General features: G+C 62.3%; 14 protein-coding genes. 11 read left to right on the top strand and 3 right to left on the bottom strand.

Features of this window, described 5'->3' with window-relative positions; genetic code table 11:
* Positions 1-119: 119 nt before the first annotated feature.
* Positions 120-1,319: a succinyldiaminopimelate transaminase gene (gene dapC / locus AB4O16_RS22435; RefSeq protein WP_460155841.1), complete on the top strand. Its 1,200-nt coding sequence runs from the start codon at positions 120-122 to the stop codon at positions 1,317-1,319.
* A gap of 24 nt (positions 1,320-1,343) precedes the next feature.
* On the opposite strand, the gene AB4O16_RS22430 is transcribed toward dapC, so the two are convergent.
* The gene (locus AB4O16_RS22430) at positions 1,344-2,975 is read right to left on the bottom strand and encodes a Na+/H+ antiporter (protein ID WP_460155840.1); all 1,632 of its coding nucleotides are present in this window, start codon (positions 2,973-2,975) and stop codon (positions 1,344-1,346) included.
* Between the two features lie 270 nt (positions 2,976-3,245).
* Here AB4O16_RS22430 and AB4O16_RS22425 point away from each other — a divergent pair, with 270 nt between their 5' ends.
* The 4 genes from AB4O16_RS22425 to AB4O16_RS22410 all read left to right on the top strand — a co-directional run bounded on the left by AB4O16_RS22425 (position 3,246) and on the right by AB4O16_RS22410 (position 6,429).
* Positions 3,246-3,608: an ArsC family reductase gene (locus tag AB4O16_RS22425; protein ID WP_008052792.1), complete on the top strand. Its 363-nt coding sequence runs from the start codon at positions 3,246-3,248 to the stop codon at positions 3,606-3,608.
* A gap of 32 nt (positions 3,609-3,640) precedes the next feature.
* Positions 3,641-4,675, top strand: coding sequence for a 2,3,4,5-tetrahydropyridine-2,6-dicarboxylate N-succinyltransferase (dapD, locus tag AB4O16_RS22420; protein WP_460155839.1), 1,035 nt, complete (start codon positions 3,641-3,643; stop codon positions 4,673-4,675).
* Between the two features lie 147 nt (positions 4,676-4,822).
* On the top strand, positions 4,823-6,028 hold the full coding sequence (locus AB4O16_RS22415) for an aminotransferase class V-fold PLP-dependent enzyme (protein ID WP_460155838.1): 1,206 nt from the start codon (positions 4,823-4,825) through the stop codon (positions 6,026-6,028).
* Positions 6,025-6,429 carry a SufE family protein gene (locus AB4O16_RS22410; protein WP_460155837.1) on the top strand — a complete coding sequence of 135 codons (405 nt, stop codon included), beginning with the start codon at positions 6,025-6,027 and terminating at the stop codon, positions 6,427-6,429. Before AB4O16_RS22415 ends, AB4O16_RS22410 begins: the two co-directional genes overlap by 4 nt.
* 114 nt (positions 6,430-6,543) lie before the next feature.
* Here the strand turns inward: AB4O16_RS22410 and tcdA are convergent, their stop codons facing one another.
* On the bottom strand, positions 6,544-7,362 hold the full coding sequence (tcdA, locus tag AB4O16_RS22405; protein WP_460155836.1) for a tRNA cyclic N6-threonylcarbamoyladenosine(37) synthase TcdA: 819 nt from the start codon (positions 7,360-7,362) through the stop codon (positions 6,544-6,546).
* A 210-nt stretch (positions 7,363-7,572) separates the two neighbouring features.
* Here tcdA and AB4O16_RS22400 point away from each other — a divergent pair, with 210 nt between their 5' ends.
* The 4 genes from AB4O16_RS22400 (at position 7,573) to AB4O16_RS22385 (ending at position 12,786) form a co-directional block, all read left to right on the top strand.
* Positions 7,573-10,164, top strand: a complete 2,592-nt coding sequence (locus AB4O16_RS22400) for a glycosyltransferase (RefSeq protein WP_160389919.1) — start codon at positions 7,573-7,575, stop codon at positions 10,162-10,164.
* Between the two features lie 208 nt (positions 10,165-10,372).
* A complete protein-coding gene (dapE, locus tag AB4O16_RS22395; RefSeq protein WP_160389918.1) occupies positions 10,373-11,524 on the top strand; it encodes a succinyl-diaminopimelate desuccinylase in 1,152 nt (383 codons plus the stop codon).
* A complete protein-coding gene (locus AB4O16_RS22390) occupies positions 11,524-12,333 on the top strand; it encodes a putative RNA methyltransferase (protein WP_160389917.1) in 810 nt (269 codons plus the stop codon). Before dapE ends, AB4O16_RS22390 begins: the two co-directional genes overlap by 1 nt.
* 75 nt (positions 12,334-12,408) lie before the next feature.
* On the top strand, positions 12,409-12,786 hold the full coding sequence (locus tag AB4O16_RS22385; RefSeq protein ID WP_160389916.1) for a hypothetical protein: 378 nt from the start codon (positions 12,409-12,411) through the stop codon (positions 12,784-12,786).
* A 137-nt stretch (positions 12,787-12,923) separates the two neighbouring features.
* Here AB4O16_RS22385 and AB4O16_RS22380 read toward each other — a convergent pair whose 3' ends face one another.
* Entirely contained in the window at positions 12,924-13,133 is a 210-nt protein-coding gene (locus AB4O16_RS22380; protein ID WP_007954750.1) for a cold shock domain-containing protein, read from the bottom strand.
* A 235-nt stretch (positions 13,134-13,368) separates the two neighbouring features.
* On the opposite strand from AB4O16_RS22380, the gene plsB reads away from it, so the two are divergent.
* Together plsB and AB4O16_RS22370 are read left to right on the top strand one after the other, a co-directional pair.
* Positions 13,369-15,873, top strand: coding sequence for a glycerol-3-phosphate 1-O-acyltransferase PlsB (gene plsB, locus AB4O16_RS22375; RefSeq protein WP_160389915.1), 2,505 nt, complete (start codon positions 13,369-13,371; stop codon positions 15,871-15,873).
* A 51-nt stretch (positions 15,874-15,924) separates the two neighbouring features.
* Complete coding sequence (locus AB4O16_RS22370; RefSeq protein ID WP_160389914.1) at positions 15,925-16,326, top strand: YbaY family lipoprotein; 402 nt, start codon at positions 15,925-15,927, stop codon at positions 16,324-16,326.
* Positions 16,327-16,328 lie beyond the last annotated feature (2 nt).

Here is a 16,328-nt window from a genome sequence, read left to right as displayed (position 1 = left end):
GGACTAAAGAGCGCCGCACTTACCCGGTAAGCACGCGTTATCGTTGACGACCATCGCTGGCAAGCCAGCTCCCACAGGAATCTCGGTTTGCCTGCTCCCATACCGAACGAGATACATCGATGAACAACGCTCTGTCCCAGCTCCAGCCTTACCCCTTCGAAAAGCTCCGCGCCCTGCTCGGCAGCGTGACGCCGAACCCGGACAAGCGCCCGATCGCACTGTCCATCGGCGAGCCGAAACACCGTTCACCGAGCTTTGTCGCCGAGGCACTGGCCAGCAACCTGGAAAAAATGGCGGTGTACCCGACCACCCTCGGTATCCCGGAGCTGCGCGAAGCCATCGCCGCCTGGTGCGAGCGTCGTTTCAGCGTGCCGAACGGCTGGATCGACCCGGCGCGCAACGTGCTGCCGGTCAATGGCACCCGCGAAGCGCTGTTCGCCTTCACCCAGACCGTGGTCAACCGTGGCGATGACGCGCTGGTGGTCAGCCCGAACCCGTTCTACCAGATCTACGAAGGCGCGGCGTTCCTCGCCGGGGCCAAGCCGCATTACCTGCCGTGCCTGGACGAAAACGGTTTCAACCCGGATTTCGATGCCGTATCCCCGGACATCTGGAATCGCTGCCAGATCCTGTTCCTGTGCTCGCCAGGCAACCCGACCGGTGCGTTGATTCCAGTGGAAACCCTGAAAAAGCTGATCTCCCTGGCCGACGAATACGACTTCGTGATTGCCGCCGATGAGTGCTACAGCGAGCTGTACTTCGACGAACAAACCCCACCGCCAGGCCTGCTCAGCGCCTGCGTGGAACTGGGCCGCAAGGACTTCAAGCGCTGTGTGGTGTTCCACAGCCTGTCCAAGCGCTCGAACCTGCCAGGCCTGCGTTCGGGTTTTGTCGCCGGTGATGCCGACATCCTCAAGGGCTTCCTGCTCTATCGCACCTACCATGGCTGCGCGATGCCGGTACAAACGCAACTGGCCAGCGTTGCTGCGTGGAATGACGAAGTGCATGTGCGCGCCAACCGTGCGCTGTACCGCGAGAAGTTCGACGCGGTGCTGGAAATCCTCAGCCCGGTCATGGACGTACAGCGGCCCGACGGCAGCTTCTATCTGTGGCCGAATGTGGCGGGTGACGACGCCGCCTTCTGCCGCGACCTGTTCGAGCAGGAGCACGTGACCGTGGTGCCGGGCTCGTACCTGTCGCGGGATGTGGACGGCGTCAACCCGGGTGCCGGGCGCGTGCGCATGGCCCTGGTTGCGCCGCTGGCGGAGTGTGTCGAGGCTGCCGAGCGGATTCGCGACTTCATTCAACGCCGCAAGTAACCGCGGTTCCGGTTGCGGCCAGGTTTACTTCACCTGGCCGAGCTTGGCCTCGCTCAGATCCAGCTCCCCCAATACTTCACGCAACACGTCATCACCGATCTGGTGATGACGGCTGAGGCTGTACAACTCCAGGCGCTGCGCCCGCAGCGCCTTCAAACGCAGCCGCCGCTCCAGCAGGTCCATCTGAAAGGCCAGGGCCTGGGCTTCAGCGGAATCGTTGAACACCTCCAGCTGGTGTCGGTACTCGGACATGATCCGCGCCTTGAGCTCGGCCGCCAACGCGGACTGGGCTGCGTCCTGCGGGTTGACCTCTTCTGCCTCAAGCGCATGAATGGCCGCTTCGGCGGTCTTGCGCCAGGCATCGCGCACTTCATTGCGCCGTTTGTCGTCCGGGCTGGTTTCGATGCCCCGCAGCAACATCGGCAATGCGATGCACGCGGCGATCAACGACAACAGGATCACCCCGGCGGCGATGAAGATCAGCAAATCACGCTGGGCAAACACTTCGCCGCCCATCAGCATCGGCACCGACATCACACCCGCCAGCGTCACGGCCCCGCGCACACCGCCCACGGTCAGCAACCAGCAGGAACGCGCGGTCGGCACCTGCGTCACGTCACCCTTGCCGCGCAGGCGCCTGAGCAATACCGACAATCGCCAAATGCTCTGCACCCAGATGAAGCGCAAGGCCAGCAGCATCAGGAAAATCGCCACCACGTCCAGCCCGCGATACAGCAGCGTCGGCCACAGGGATGTTTCGTGACTGGCCACGGCCTTGATGATGTCCGGCAACTGCAGGCCCAACAGCAGGAAGATCAAGCCGTTGAAGGCGAACTCCAGCAACGACCAGACGCTGCGATTGAGCAGGCGCGTGTTGGTCTGGCGCGGCAGCAGATCGAGCCAGCTCTGCATCATCCCCGCCGCCACCGCCGAGAGGATGCCCGACACCTCCATGCGCTCGGCCAGCACGTAGGCGGCAAACGGCAGCAACAACATGAACACCACGTGCGTCGCCGGATCGTCCCAGCCGCGCGCGATCATCCACGCGCGCAGACGGCCGACCAGCCAGCTCAGGGCCACCCCGACAGCCAGACCACCCACGGCGACCAGCAGGAAAGTCACACTCGCATTGGCCAGCGAGAACACACCGGTCACCGCCGCCACCAGGGCAAACTTGAACGTCACCAGGCCCGAGGCATCGTTCATCAACGCCTCGCCCTGCAAGATGTGCATCAACGGGGTCGGCAGACGATTGCGGGAAATGGCCGACACCGCCACCGCATCCGTCGGCGACAGCACGGCCGCCAGGGCAAACGCCACCGGCAACGGCACATCGGGCAGCAACCAGTGAATGAAGTAGCCGGCGCCGACCACGGTAAACAGCACAAGGCCCACCGCCAGGGTCAGGATCGGACCGCGCAAGTGCCAGAATTCGCGCTTGGGCATGCGCCAGCCGTCGGAGAACAACAGCGGCGGCAGGAACAGAAACAGGAACAACTCCGGATCCAGGGCCACATGCAAGCCCAGCGTCGGCCAAGCCAGCAATGCCCCGGCAGTGATCTGCACCAGCGGCAACGGCAACGGAATCACCCGCCCGATCAGGCGCGAAACGCCGACCAGCATCAACAGGATCAGGACGGTGTAGGCGGTTTGCATAAAGCGTGGTTCCCAGACAATCGGCAGCATTGAAGTGCCATATTAGCCGCTTAGACTACGGGTAGCCCTTGCACCTATGTCGCACCCGGAACGCGCCAATCCCTGTGGGAGCGAGCTTGCTCGCGATGGCGTCAGGTCAGTCAACATTGATTTCGACTGTCATGCCCTCATCGCGAGCAAGCTCGCTCCCACAGGTTTTGCGTTTTAACTGAAAGGCCATGGCATAATCCGTCACCTTTTATTTACGGCACCTGCAAAGGGGGCAATTCCTTGACCGTTTCAAGCAAAACGTTGCACCTTTTCGGCATCAAAGCCTGCGACACCATGAAAAAGGCGCGCACCTGGCTCGATGAACACGCTGTCAGCTATGACTTTCATGATTACAAGGCGGTCGGTATCGACCGCGAACACCTGACCCAATGGTGCAACGAGCACGGCTGGGAAGTGGTGTTGAACCGTGCAGGCACGACCTTTCGCAAGCTCGACGACGAACGCAAAGCCGATCTCGACCAGACGAAAGCCATCGAACTGATGCTCGCACAACCCTCGATGATCAAGCGCCCGGTGCTCGATCTCGGTGACCGAACCCTGATTGGCTTCAAGCCAGACATCTACGCGGCCGCGCTCAAGTAAGCAGCCCGTTCAATTTTGTTAGAGGTATACACATGTCCACTACCCTGTTCAGCCTGGCCTTCGGTGTCGGCACTCAAAACCGTCAAGGCGCTTGGCTGGAAGTGTTCTACGCCGCCCCGCTGCTCAATCCATCGGCTGAAATCGTCGCCGCCATCGCCCCGATCCTGGGTTACAGCGAAGGCAATCAGGCCATCGCATTCAGCACCACCCAGGCCTCGCAACTGGCAGAAGCACTCAAAGCCGTCGACGCTGCCCAGGCCGCCCTGCTGACCCGCCTGGCCGAGAGCCACAAGCCGCTGGTCGCCACCCTGCTGGCCGAAGATGCCCAGCTGTCGTCCACTCCCGAGGCCTACCTCAAGCTGCATCTGCTGAGCCATCGCCTGGTCAAGCCACACGGCCTGAACCTGGCCGGGATCTTCCCGCTGCTGCCGAACGTGGCCTGGACCAGCCAGGGCGCGGTCGACCTGAGCGAACTGGCCGAGCTGCAACTCGAGGCCCGTCTGCGCGGCGAACTGCTGGAAGTGTTCTCGGTGGACAAATTCCCGAAAATGACCGACTACGTGGTGCCGGCCGGCGTGCGTATCGCTGACGCCGCGCGTCTGCGCCTGGGCGCCTACGTGGGCGAAGGCACCACCGTGATGCACGAAGGTTTCATCAACTTCAACGCCGGCACCGAAGGCCCGGGCATGATCGAAGGCCGCGTATCCGCCGGTGTATTCGTCGGCAAGGGTTCTGACCTGGGCGGCGGCTGCTCGACCATGGGCACCCTGTCGGGCGGCGGCAACATCGTGATCAAGGTCGGTGAAGGCTGCCTGATCGGCGCCAATGCCGGTATCGGCATTCCGTTGGGCGACCGCAACACCGTCGAGTCGGGCCTGTACGTGACCGCCGGCACCAAGGTTGCCCTGCTGGACGAAAACAACCAACTGGTCAAGGTGGTCAAGGCCCGTGAACTGGCCGGTCAGCCGGACCTGCTGTTCCGTCGCAATTCGGAGACCGGTGCCGTGGAATGCAAAACCCACAAATCGGCCATCGAGTTGAACGAAGCGCTGCACGCTCACAACTAAGCCACACGACCACCTGCACCCCTGTAGGAGCGAGCTTGCTCGCGATGGACGTCAACGATAACGCGCGGCATCAGACAGCCCGTGTCGTCCATACATCCATCGCGAGCAAGCTCGCTCCTACAGGGGGCAGGCGTACAGGCGAACACCATGATGATGCTCTCCCCCTGGCGCGCCGATTTCCCGGCCATCGCCGCCCTGCAACGGCAAGGCCAGACCTATCTGGACAACGCCGCCACCACGCAAAAACCCCAAGCGCTGCTGGATGCCCTGACGCACTACTACGCCAACGGCGCGGCCAATGTGCATCGGGCGCAACACTTGCCCGGCGCCCACGCCACCCAGGCGTTCGAGGACAGCCGCCGCAAAGTCGTGCAATGGCTCAATACCGGTGATTGCGGGCAGATCATCTTTACCCACGGCGCGACATCCGCGCTGAATCTCCTGGCCTATGGCCTGGAACCTCTTTTCAATCCGGGCGACGAGATAGTCATCAGCGCCCTGGAGCATCACGCCAACCTGCTGCCGTGGCAGCAACTGGCGCACCGTCGCGACCTGAAGCTGGTGATCCTGCCGCTGGATGCCGACGGTGTGATCGACCTTGAAGCCGCCGCCGGTTTGATCGGCCCACGCACGCGCCTGTTGGCCGTCAGCCAGTTGTCCAACGTGATTGGCGCGTGGCAACCGCTGCCGCAATTGCTGGCACAGGCCAAGGCACACAATGCCCTGACCGTGATCGACGGCGCCCAGGGCGTGGTCCATGGCCGCCACGACGTGCAGGCGCTGGGCTGCGATTTTTATGTGTTCTCCAGCCACAAGCTCTACGGTCCCGATGGCCTGGGCGTGCTGTTCGGACGTCAAGAGGCGCTGCAACAGCTGCGGCCCTGGCAGTTCGGCGGTGAGATGGTGCTGGACGCCAATTATCACAACGCCCGCTTTCGCCCGGCACCGCTGGGTTTCGAGGCCGGAACGCCACCGATTGCCAGTGTGATTGGCCTGGGAGCGACCCTGGACTATCTCTCAGGGCTCGATCAGGCGGCCGTGTCCGCCCATGAAGCGGCGCTGCATGCCTGTCTGCTCAAGGGCCTTGAAGCGCGCAATGGCATTCGCCTGTTGGGCAAGCCCCAGGTGGCACTGGCCAGTTTCACCGTCGAGGGTGTGCATAACTCCGACCTGGCGCATTTGCTGACCGAACAAGGGATCGCGGTGCGTGCCGGCCATCACTGCGCCATGCCGCTGCTCAAACGCTTCGAACTGGCCGGAGCGATTCGGGTGTCGTTGGCGCTGTACAACGATTCCGAAGACCTGGAACGGTTCTTTGAAGCCCTGGATCAGGCGCTGGAGCTATTGCGATGAATCTGCCTGCCGATGCCGTCACGGCGCTCGAGACCTTTCAGAAAGCCGCCGGCTGGGAACAACGCGCACGCCTGCTGATGCAATGGGGCGAGCGCCTGCCGGCATTGAGCGACGCGCAAATGTGCGACGCCAACCGGGTCCACGGCTGTGAAAGCCAGGTGTGGCTGGTGGGTGAGTTGCGCGATAGCCATTGGCAATTCAGCGCCAACAGCGACGCACGGTTGATTCGCGGGTTGGTGGCGTTGCTGCTGGCGCGGGTCAACGGGTTGTCGGCGGTTGAGTTGCAGCAGGTGGATTTGCCGGACTGGTTCAATCAGTTGGGGTTGGGCCGGCAGCTGTCCGAGTCTCGCAGTAATGGCTTGAATGCCGTATTGCAACGCATGCGCGAGTTGGCTGCCTGACTTTATGGATGCGTGAAATGTCCATGTAGGAGCCGGCTTGCTGGCGATCCAGGCGATGCGGTCTGTCTGAGACACCGCCATCGCTGGCAAGCCAGCTCCTACAGTGCGTGTGTTTCAAGCCACGGGCTTGACCCGTTCCGCCGGCCGCCGCACACCCGCCACGATTTTGTCCACAGCCTTGGTCGCCGCGACCATGCCGAACGTCGCCGTCACCATCATCACCGCGCCAAACCCGCCGGCGCAGTCGAGCTTCACGCCATCACCGACAAAACTCTTCTGCAGGCAAATGCTGCCATCCGGTTTCGGGTAACGCAGCTGCTCGGTGGAAAACACACACGGCACGCTGTAATGACGGGTCACGGTGCGGGAGAAGCCGTAGTCGCGGCGCAGTGTGGAACGCACTTTCGAAGCCAACGGATCATTGAACGTACGATTGAGATCGCAGACCTGGATCAACGTCGGGTCGATCTGCCCGCCCGCGCCGCCGGTGGTGATGATCTGGATCTTGCGGCGCTTGCACCAGGCGATCAGCGCAGCCTTGGCGTTGACGCTGTCGATGCAGTCGATCACGCAGTCGATGTTCGGCGTGATGTACTCGGCCATGGTGTCGCGGGTGACGAAGTCCGGCACCGCGTGCACCGTGCAGTCCGGGTTGATCCCGCGCAGACGCTCGGCCATCACCTCGACCTTGGGTTTGCCGACGGTGCTGTCGAGCGCGTGCAACTGGCGGTTGGCGTTGCTGACGCAGACATCGTCCAGGTCGAACAGCGAAATCTCGCCCACGCCACAACGGGCCATGGCTTCCGCCGCCCAGGAACCGACGCCGCCGACGCCGACGATCGCCACATGGGCCGCGCGCAGGCGCTCAAGGCCCTCGATGCCATACAAACGGGCGATGCCTGCAAACCGCGGATCTTCTGTACTCATGACCATCACCTCAAAAACCGGCGCGCAGTATAGGGCTTCGCAGCACTAAATTTTAGGCTTCAAACGGTAAGTGTAAGAACTTATGTGAAAGCGAATTGCCCAATGTCGAGTAATTCCCTGTCCGCTGTACGTTCAGAGAATGCCCAGTGTAGGATTCGCGCCCCTTGGCGGTCCGACCGTTCCTTCGTTCCACAGTCTTTGGAACCCGAAATAACTATGTCATCGCGTAAATTTGGACTCAACCTGGTCGTGGTGCTCGCCATCGCGGCCTTGTTTACCGGCTTCTGGGCGCTGATAAACCGCCCGGTCACCGCCCCCAACTGGCCTGAACAGATTTCCGGCTTCTCGTATTCGCCATTCCAGCAGGGCCAGTTCCCGCAGAAGGACCAGTTCCCGACCGACGATCAAATGCGTCGCGACCTGGAGATCATGAGCAAGCTGACGGACAACATCCGCATCTACTCGGTCGACGGCACCCTGCAGGACATCCCGAAACTCGCCGAAGAGTTCGGCTTGCGCGTGACCCTGGGGATCTGGATCAGCCCGGACCAGGAACGCAACGAACGGGAAATCACCCGCGCCATCGAAATCGCCAATTCCTCGCGTAGCGTGGTTCGAGTGGTGGTGGGCAACGAAGCGATTTACCGCAAGGAAATTACCGCCGCCGAACTGAGCGTGATGCTCGACCGAGTCCGTGCAGCCGTGAAAGTGCCGGTGACCACGTCCGAGCAGTGGCACGTCTGGGAAGAACACCCGGAACTGGCCAAGCACGTCGACCTGATCGCCGCGCACGTCTTGCCCTATTGGGAATTCATCCCGATGGACAAGGCCGGTCAGTTCGTCCTCGACCGCGCCCGCGACCTGAAAAAACTGTTCCCGAAAAAGCCGCTGCTGCTGTCCGAAGTGGGCTGGCCGAGCAACGGCCGCATGCGCGGCGGCGCCGATGCGTCGCCAGCGGACCAGGCGATCTACCTGCGAACCCTGGTCAACAAGCTCAATCGCCAAGGCTTCAACTACTTCGTGATCGAAGCGTTTGACCAGCCGTGGAAAGCCAGCGACGAAGGCTCCGTGGGCGCCTACTGGGGCGTGTTCAACGCCGCGCGCCAGCAGAAATTCAACTTCGAAGGCCCGGTGGTGGCGATTCCGCAGTGGCGCGTATTGGCCATTGGCTCGGTGGTGTTGGCCCTGTTGTCGCTGACCCTGCTGATGATCGACGGCTCGGCCCTGCGCCAGCGTGGCCGTACCTTCCTGACCTTCATTGCCTTCCTCTGTGGTTCGGTGCTGGTGTGGATCGGCTACGACTACAGCCAGCAATACAGCACCTGGTTCAGCCTGACGGTGGGCTTCCTGCTCGCCCTCGGTGCGCTCGGGGTGTTTATCGTGCTGCTGACCGAAGCCCATGAACTGGCCGAAGCGGTGTGGGTGCACAAGCGCCGGCGCGAATTCCTGCCGGTCGAAGGCGATTCCAACTACCGCCCGAAAGTGTCGATTCACGTGCCCTGCTACAACGAGCCGCCGGAGATGGTCAAACAGACCCTCAACGCCCTGGCCAACCTCGACTATCCGGACTTCGAGGTCCTGATCATCGACAACAACACCAAGGACCCGGCGGTCTGGGAACCGGTGCGCGATTACTGCGCAACCCTCGGCCCGCGCTTCAAGTTCTTCCACGTGGCACCGCTGGCCGGCTTCAAGGGCGGTGCGCTGAACTACCTGATCCCGCACACCGCCAAGGATGCCGAAGTCATTGCCGTGATCGACTCGGACTACTGCGTCGACCGCAACTGGCTCAAGCACATGGTGCCGCACTTCGCCGACCCGAAAATCGCCGTGGTGCAGTCGCCGCAGGATTACCGCGATCAGAACGAAAGTACCTTCAAGAAGCTCTGCTACGCGGAATACAAGGGTTTCTTCCACATCGGCATGGTCACCCGCAACGACCGTGATGCGATCATCCAGCACGGCACCATGACCATGACCCGCCGCTCGGTGCTCGAAGAACTGGGCTGGGCCGACTGGTGCATCTGCGAGGACGCCGAGCTGGGCCTGCGCGTGTTCGAGAAAGGTTTGTCGGCCGCGTATTACCACACCAGCTACGGCAAGGGCCTGATGCCCGATACCTTCATCGACTTCAAGAAACAGCGTTTCCGCTGGGCCTACGGGGCGATCCAGATCATCAAGCGTCACACCGCCAGCCTGCTGCGCGGCAAGGACACGGAACTGACCCGTGGCCAGCGTTACCACTTCCTCGCGGGCTGGCTGCCGTGGGTGGCGGACGGCATGAACATCTTCTTCACCGTCGGCGCGCTGTTGTGGTCGGCGGCGATGATCATCGTGCCGCAACGGGTCGATCCGCCGCTGCTGATCTTCGCCATCCCGCCATTGGCGTTGTTCGTGTTCAAGGTCGCCAAGATCATCTTCCTCTACCGTCGTGCGGTTGGAGTGAACCTGAAGGATGCCTTCTGCGCGGCGCTGGCCGGCCTGGCGTTGTCCCACACCATCGCCAAAGCGGTGCTGTACGGCTTCTTCACCAGCAGCATTCCGTTCTTCCGCACGCCGAAAAACGCCGACAACCACGGCTTCTGGGTAGCGATTTCGGAAGCCCGGGAAGAGATGTTCATCATGCTGCTGTTGTGGAGCGCGGCGCTGGGGATATTCCTGGTGAACGGCATGCCGAGCAACGACATGCGCTTCTGGGTCACCATGCTGCTGGTGCAGTCGCTGCCGTATCTGGCTGCACTGATCATGGCGTTCCTGTCGTCGCTGCCGAAACCGTCGGTCGAGACTGAAACGGCACCAGCGGTCTAAATCTTTGCCGATGCACTAAACGGCGGCCAATGGTCGCCGTTTTGCTTTAAGATAACCGCCATTTTGCGGGCCAGACCCAATACCTGTAGGAGCGAGCCTGCTCGCGAGAAACGCAAGGGCAACGCGGTTACCCAGATCGCACGCGTTATCGTTAACGTCCATCGCGAGCAAGCTCGCTCCTACACATTTACAGCTTCCGGAGTTTTCCATGACGGCCCACGCCGACCTTTCGCCGACCCTCCAACTCGCCATCGACCTGATCCGCCGTCCGTCCGTGACGCCGCTCGACGCCGATTGCCAGAAGCAGATGATGCAGCGCCTGGGCGATGCCGGTTTCACCCTGGAACCGATGCGCATCGAGGATGTGGATAACTTCTGGGCCACCCACGGCCAGGACGACGGTCCGGTGCTGTGCTTCGCCGGCCACACCGACGTGGTCCCGACCGGCCCGGTGGCGGCCTGGCAGATCGAGCCGTTCAACGCGCTGATCGATGAACACGGCATGCTCTGCGGCCGTGGCGCCGCCGACATGAAAGGCAGCCTCGCCGCCATGACCGTCGCCTCCGAACGTTTTGTCGCCGACTACCCGAATCACAAAGGCAAGGTCGCCTTCCTGATCACCAGCGACGAGGAAGGCCCGGCGCACCACGGCACCAAAGCCGTGGTCGAACGCCTGGTCGCGCGCAAGGAGCGTCTGGACTGGTGCATCGTCGGCGAACCGTCGAGCACCACCCTGGTGGGTGACGTGGTCAAGAACGGCCGTCGCGGCTCCCTCGGCGCCAAACTGACCGTGCGCGGTGTGCAGGGCCACGTGGCTTACCCGCACCTGGCGAAGAACCCGATCCACCTCGCTGCCCCGGCACTGGCCGAGCTGGCTGCCGAGCATTGGGACCACGGCAACGACTTCTTCCCGCCGACCAGCTTCCAGATCTCCAACGTCAACTCCGGCACCGGTGCGACCAACGTGATCCCCGGTGACCTGGTGGCGGTGTTCAACTTCCGTTTCTCCACCGAGTCGACCGTCGAAGGCCTGCAAAAGCGCGTCGCCGACATCCTCGAAAAACACAGCCTGGACTGGCACATCGACTGGGCGCTGTCCGGCCTGCCGTTCCTCACCGAACCGGGCGCGCTGCTCGACGCGGTGTCGGCGAGCATCAAGGACATCACCGGCCGTGACACCAAGGCGTCCACCAGCGGTGGCACCTCCGATGGCCGCTTCATCGCGACCATGGGCACCCAAGTGGTCGAGCTGGGCCCGGTCAACGCGACCATCCACCAGGTCAACGAACGCGTGCTGGCCGCCGATCTCGACGTGCTGACCGAGATCTACTACCAGACCCTGATCAAGTTGCTCGCCTGATGCTTGCGTGCCCGATCTGCAGTGAGCCGCTCAATGCGGTGGACAACGGCGTGGCCTGCCCCGCCGGGCATCGGTTCGACCGCGCGCGCCAGGGTTACCTGAACCTGTTGCCGGTGCAGCACAAGAATAGCCGCGACCCTGGGGATAACCAGGCGATGGTCGAGGCTCGCCGCGACTTCTTGAACGCGGGCCATTACGCGCCGGTGGCCAAGCGTCTGGCCGAGCTCGCAGCCGGTTACGCGCCAGCGCGCTGGGTCGATATCGGTTGCGGCGAGGGTTACTACACCGCGCAGATCGCCGATGCCTTGCCGGACGCTGACGGCTACGCGCTGGACATCTCCCGCGAAGCGGTCAAACGTGCCTGCAAACGCAACCCGAAGCTCACCTGGTTGATCGCCAGCATGGCGCGGGTGCCGTTGGCTTCCGGCAGCTGCCAGTTCCTGGCGAGCGTCTTCAGCCCGCTGGACTGGGACGAGGCCAAGCGCCTGCTCAGCGTCGGCGGCGGCTTGATGAAAGTCGGGCCGACCAGCGGCCACCTGATGGAACTGCGCGAGCGGCTGTACGACGAGGTCCGCGAGTACATTGACGACAAGCACCTGGACCTGGTGCCGAAAGGCATGGCGCTGGCCCACAGCGAGACGTTGACGTTCAAGCTGACGCTAGACAAGCCGCAGGACCGCGCCAACCTGCTGGCGATGACGCCCCACGGCTGGCGTGCCAGTGCCGAGCGCCGGACAGCGGTTATCGAACAGGCCGAGCCGTTCGAGACCACCGTATCAATGCGCTACGATTATTTCGTTCTTCAATAACTTTTGGTTCCGGGCGAATGCCCGAAACCGGCTAAATCCGCGAATGGATTTTTCAGACACGCAGTGAGGACATCCATGCGCCAACCCGATATCGAGATTTACCTGAAAGACGCCGACGTCGACCACAAAGCCATTTCCGCCTGGCTCGCTGCGGCATTGGGCCCGTGCACCGACTGGATCCAGAAAGGCCAGACGTACAAGTGCAAGGCCGGCAACGTCCCGGTGACCTGGCTGCCAAAAGCCGTAGGAAAGTGGAACAGCCTGTACCTGGAAAGCGACGCAACCCCGTGGGAAGACGACATCGCCTGCGCCCGCGCTGCGTTTGCCGCGCTCAACGTCGAAGTGCGTTGCGCACCGGGAACGTGGGTCGAGGAAGAAGGCGAAGAGACAGCAGACCGCTGGATTCGCATCAGCGCTGACGGTGAAGAAGAAATCACCTGGAAAACTGCATAACAAAGCAATACACAAAACCTGTGGGAGCGAGCTTGCTCGCGATAGCGGACTTACATTCAACATCTACGTTGGCTGAAAGGACCTCATCGCGAGCAAGCTCGCTCCCACAGTGTTTTTGGGTGTTCTGAAGATTCTGGTTACAACCCCACCACATCCTCAGCCTGCAACCCCTTCTGCCCTTCCACCACTGCGTATTCAACCTGCTGGCCTTCGGTCAGCGAACGGTGGCCTTCGCCACGAATGGCGCGGTAGTGCACGAACACGTCCACCCCGTCCTCGCGCTGAATGAAGCCGTAGCCCTTGGCGTCGTTGAACCACTTCACGTTGCCGGTTTCGCGTGTTGCCATTTGTTCATACTCCTTTTTATTATTGATCGGGCTTTTCGCAGGAAAGCCTCGGGAACGTCTTTCTGCGTGCGACGTCCCTAAAAGGGCACCGACAGCAGACGGCCGAGTATATGACAGACGTTAAAACTCTCAACAGGAGATTACTTCGGTGCTTTTTTGCCGATTTTAAGCGAATACGGCACACTATCGGCCTCCCGAGCAAACGCTCGGTTTTATTCACTCATGCAGAAGCCGTATGACCCGCTCCCCGTTCCGCCGTCTTGTGTTTGGCACCCTGCGCCGACTGCTGTACCTCTGGGTTCGCTCGGAGACGATCAACCAGTCGTCGTTCACCCTCAACCTCGACCGCAGTCGTCCGGTGTTCTACGTCCTGCAAAACCCTTCGCTGACCGACCTCGCCGTGGTCGACACCGAATGCAGCAAGGCCGGCCTGCCGCGGCCGGTACTGCCGGTATCGGTAGGCAACCTGCTGGAACCTGCCGCGTTCTTCTACCTGACGCCGGACCCTGACTGGCTCGGCCGCCAGGACAAGCGCGGCGCGCCGCCGACCCTGACCCGCCTGGTCAGTGCCCTGAGCCAGAACGCCGCCGAAGACGCGCAGATCATTCCGGTCAGCGTGTTCTGGGGCCAGTCGCCGGACAGCGAAAACAGCCCGTGGAAACTCCTGTTCGCCGACAGCTGGGCCGTTACCGGGCGCCTGCGTCGCCTGCTGAGCATCATCGTCCTGGGGCGCAAGACCCGCGTGCAGTTCTCCGCACCGATCCACCTGCGCGAACTGATCGACCACAACAAGGGCCACGAGCGCACCGTGCGCATGGCCCAACGCATCCTGCGGGTGCACTTCCGCAACCTCAAGGCTGCGGTCATCGGCCCGGACATTTCCCACCGGCGCAACCTGGTCAAGGGCCTGCTGAACCAGCCGATGGTCAAGCAAGCGATCCTCGACGAAGCCGAGCGCGAGAACATCTCCCCGGAAAAAGCCAAGGCCCAGGCCCTGCGCTATGGCAACGAAATCGCCTCGGACTACACCTACACGGCGATCCGTTTCATGGAGGTGGTGCTGAGCTGGTTCTGGAACAAGATCTACGACGGCATCAAGGTCAACCACATCGAAGGCGTGCAGAAGGTCGCCCAGGGTCACGAAGTGATCTACGTGCCGTGCCACCGCAGCCACATCGACTATCTGCTGCTGTCCTATCTGCTGTTCCGCAACGGCCTGACCCCGCCGCACATCGCCGCCGGCATCAACCTGAACATGCCGGTGATCGGCGGCCTGCTGCGTCGCGGCGGCGCCTTCTTCATGCGCCGCACGTTCAAGGGCAATCCGCTGTACACCTCGGTGTTCAACGAATACTTGCACACCCTGTTCACCAAGGGCTTCCCGGTGGAGTACTTCGTCGAGGGTGGCCGCTCGCGCACCGGGCGCATGCTGCAACCGAAGACCGGGATGCTGGCGATCACCCTGCGCAGCTTCCTGCGTTCGTCGCGCATGCCGATCGTCTTCGTGCCGGTGTACATCGGCTACGAGCGCGTACTGGAGGGTCGAACCTATCTTGGCGAGTTGCGCGGCGCAGCCAAGAAGAAAGAATCGATCTTCGATATTTTCAAAGTCATCGGCGCACTCAAGCAGCGCTTCGGCCAGGTGGCAGTGAACTTCGGCGAGCCGATCAAACTGGCGGAATTCCTCGACAGCGAACAGCCGGACTGGCGCCAACAGGAACTCGGCCCGCAGTTCAGGCCGGCCTGGCTCAACGAGACCACCAACCGCCTCGGCGAGAAAGTTGCGCAGCACCTGAACGAAGCGGCGGCAATCAACCCGGTCAACCTCGTTGCCCTGGCGCTGCTGTCCACCAGCCGCCTGGCCCTGGACGACCGTGCCATGGCGCGGGTGCTGGACCTGTATCTGGCGTTGCTGCGCAAAGTGCCGTACTCGCCGCACACCACCCTGCCGGAAGGTGACGGCCGCGCGCTGATCGAGCATGTGAAGGACATGGACCTGCTGTCCGAGCAGAGCGATGCCTTGGGCAAGATCCTGTATCTGGACGAGCAGAACGCCGTCCTGATGACCTACTACCGCAACAACGTGCTGCACATCTTCGCCCTGCCGGCGTTGCTGGCGAGCTTCTTCCAGAGCGCCTCGCGCATGAGCCGCGAACAGATCCTGCGCTACACCCGCGCGCTGTATCCGTACCTGCAAGCGGAGCTGTTCATTCGCTGGTCGCTGGACGAACTCGATGCGGTGATCGACCAGTGGCTGGAAGCGTTCGTCGAGCAAGGCCTGCTGCGTTTCGAGAACAACGTGTACCTGCGCCCGGCGCCAAGCTCACGGCATTTCGTGTTGCTGACCCTGCTGTCGAAAAGCATCGCCCAGACCCTGCAGCGCTTCTACATGACCGTGTCCCTGCTGCTCAACAGCGGCCAGAACAGCATCAGCGCCGAAGAACTGGAAGACCTGTGCACGGTCATGGCCCAGCGCCTGTCGATCCTGCACGGCCTGAACGCCCCGGAGTTCTTCGACAAGAGCCTGTTCCGCCACTTCATCCAGACGATGCTCGACCTCGAAGTGCTCAAGCGCGATGAAGCGGGCAAGTTGAGCTATCACGAACTGCTCGGCGAACTGGCTGAAGGCGCGGCCAAACGGGTGTTGCCGGCGGATATTCGTCTGTCGATCCGTCAGGTGGCGGTGCATCGCAGTGAAGATGCGGCGGACCAACCCGCTCCCCCGGTCGAAACCGTCTAAATTGATCAGGGCGCCAGTCGGTTCTGATGCCCTCGATACGGAGATCCCCCCATGAAAAAACTGCCACTTATCGCAGCCGCCGTCCTGCTGACAGCCTGCCAGCACCCGACACCGGCGCCCAAGGCCTCCCTCGATGGCGAAGTCTTCTACCTGCAACGCATCGCCCTGCCACCGACCGCGATCCTCAGCGTCAGCCTGCAGGACATCTCACTCGCCGATGCCCCGGCGAAGGTCATCGACGAACAGCGCGGCCAGGTCCAAGGCCAGGTGCCATTGGCCTTCCATCTCAACTACGACCCGCTGAAGGTAGAGCCCAACCACCGTTACTCGGTGAGCGCGCGCATTGAAGTCGACGGCAAACTGATGTTCATCACCACCGAGAATCATGCCGTGCGCCTGGACGGTACCGATCCACAACCACTGAAGGTCCGTGTCGACCCGGCCCGCTACTAAGT

The sequence above is a fragment of the Pseudomonas sp. S2_H10 genome (genome assembly GCF_054668285.1).
This window is presented reverse-complemented; position numbering and strand designations above follow the sequence as displayed.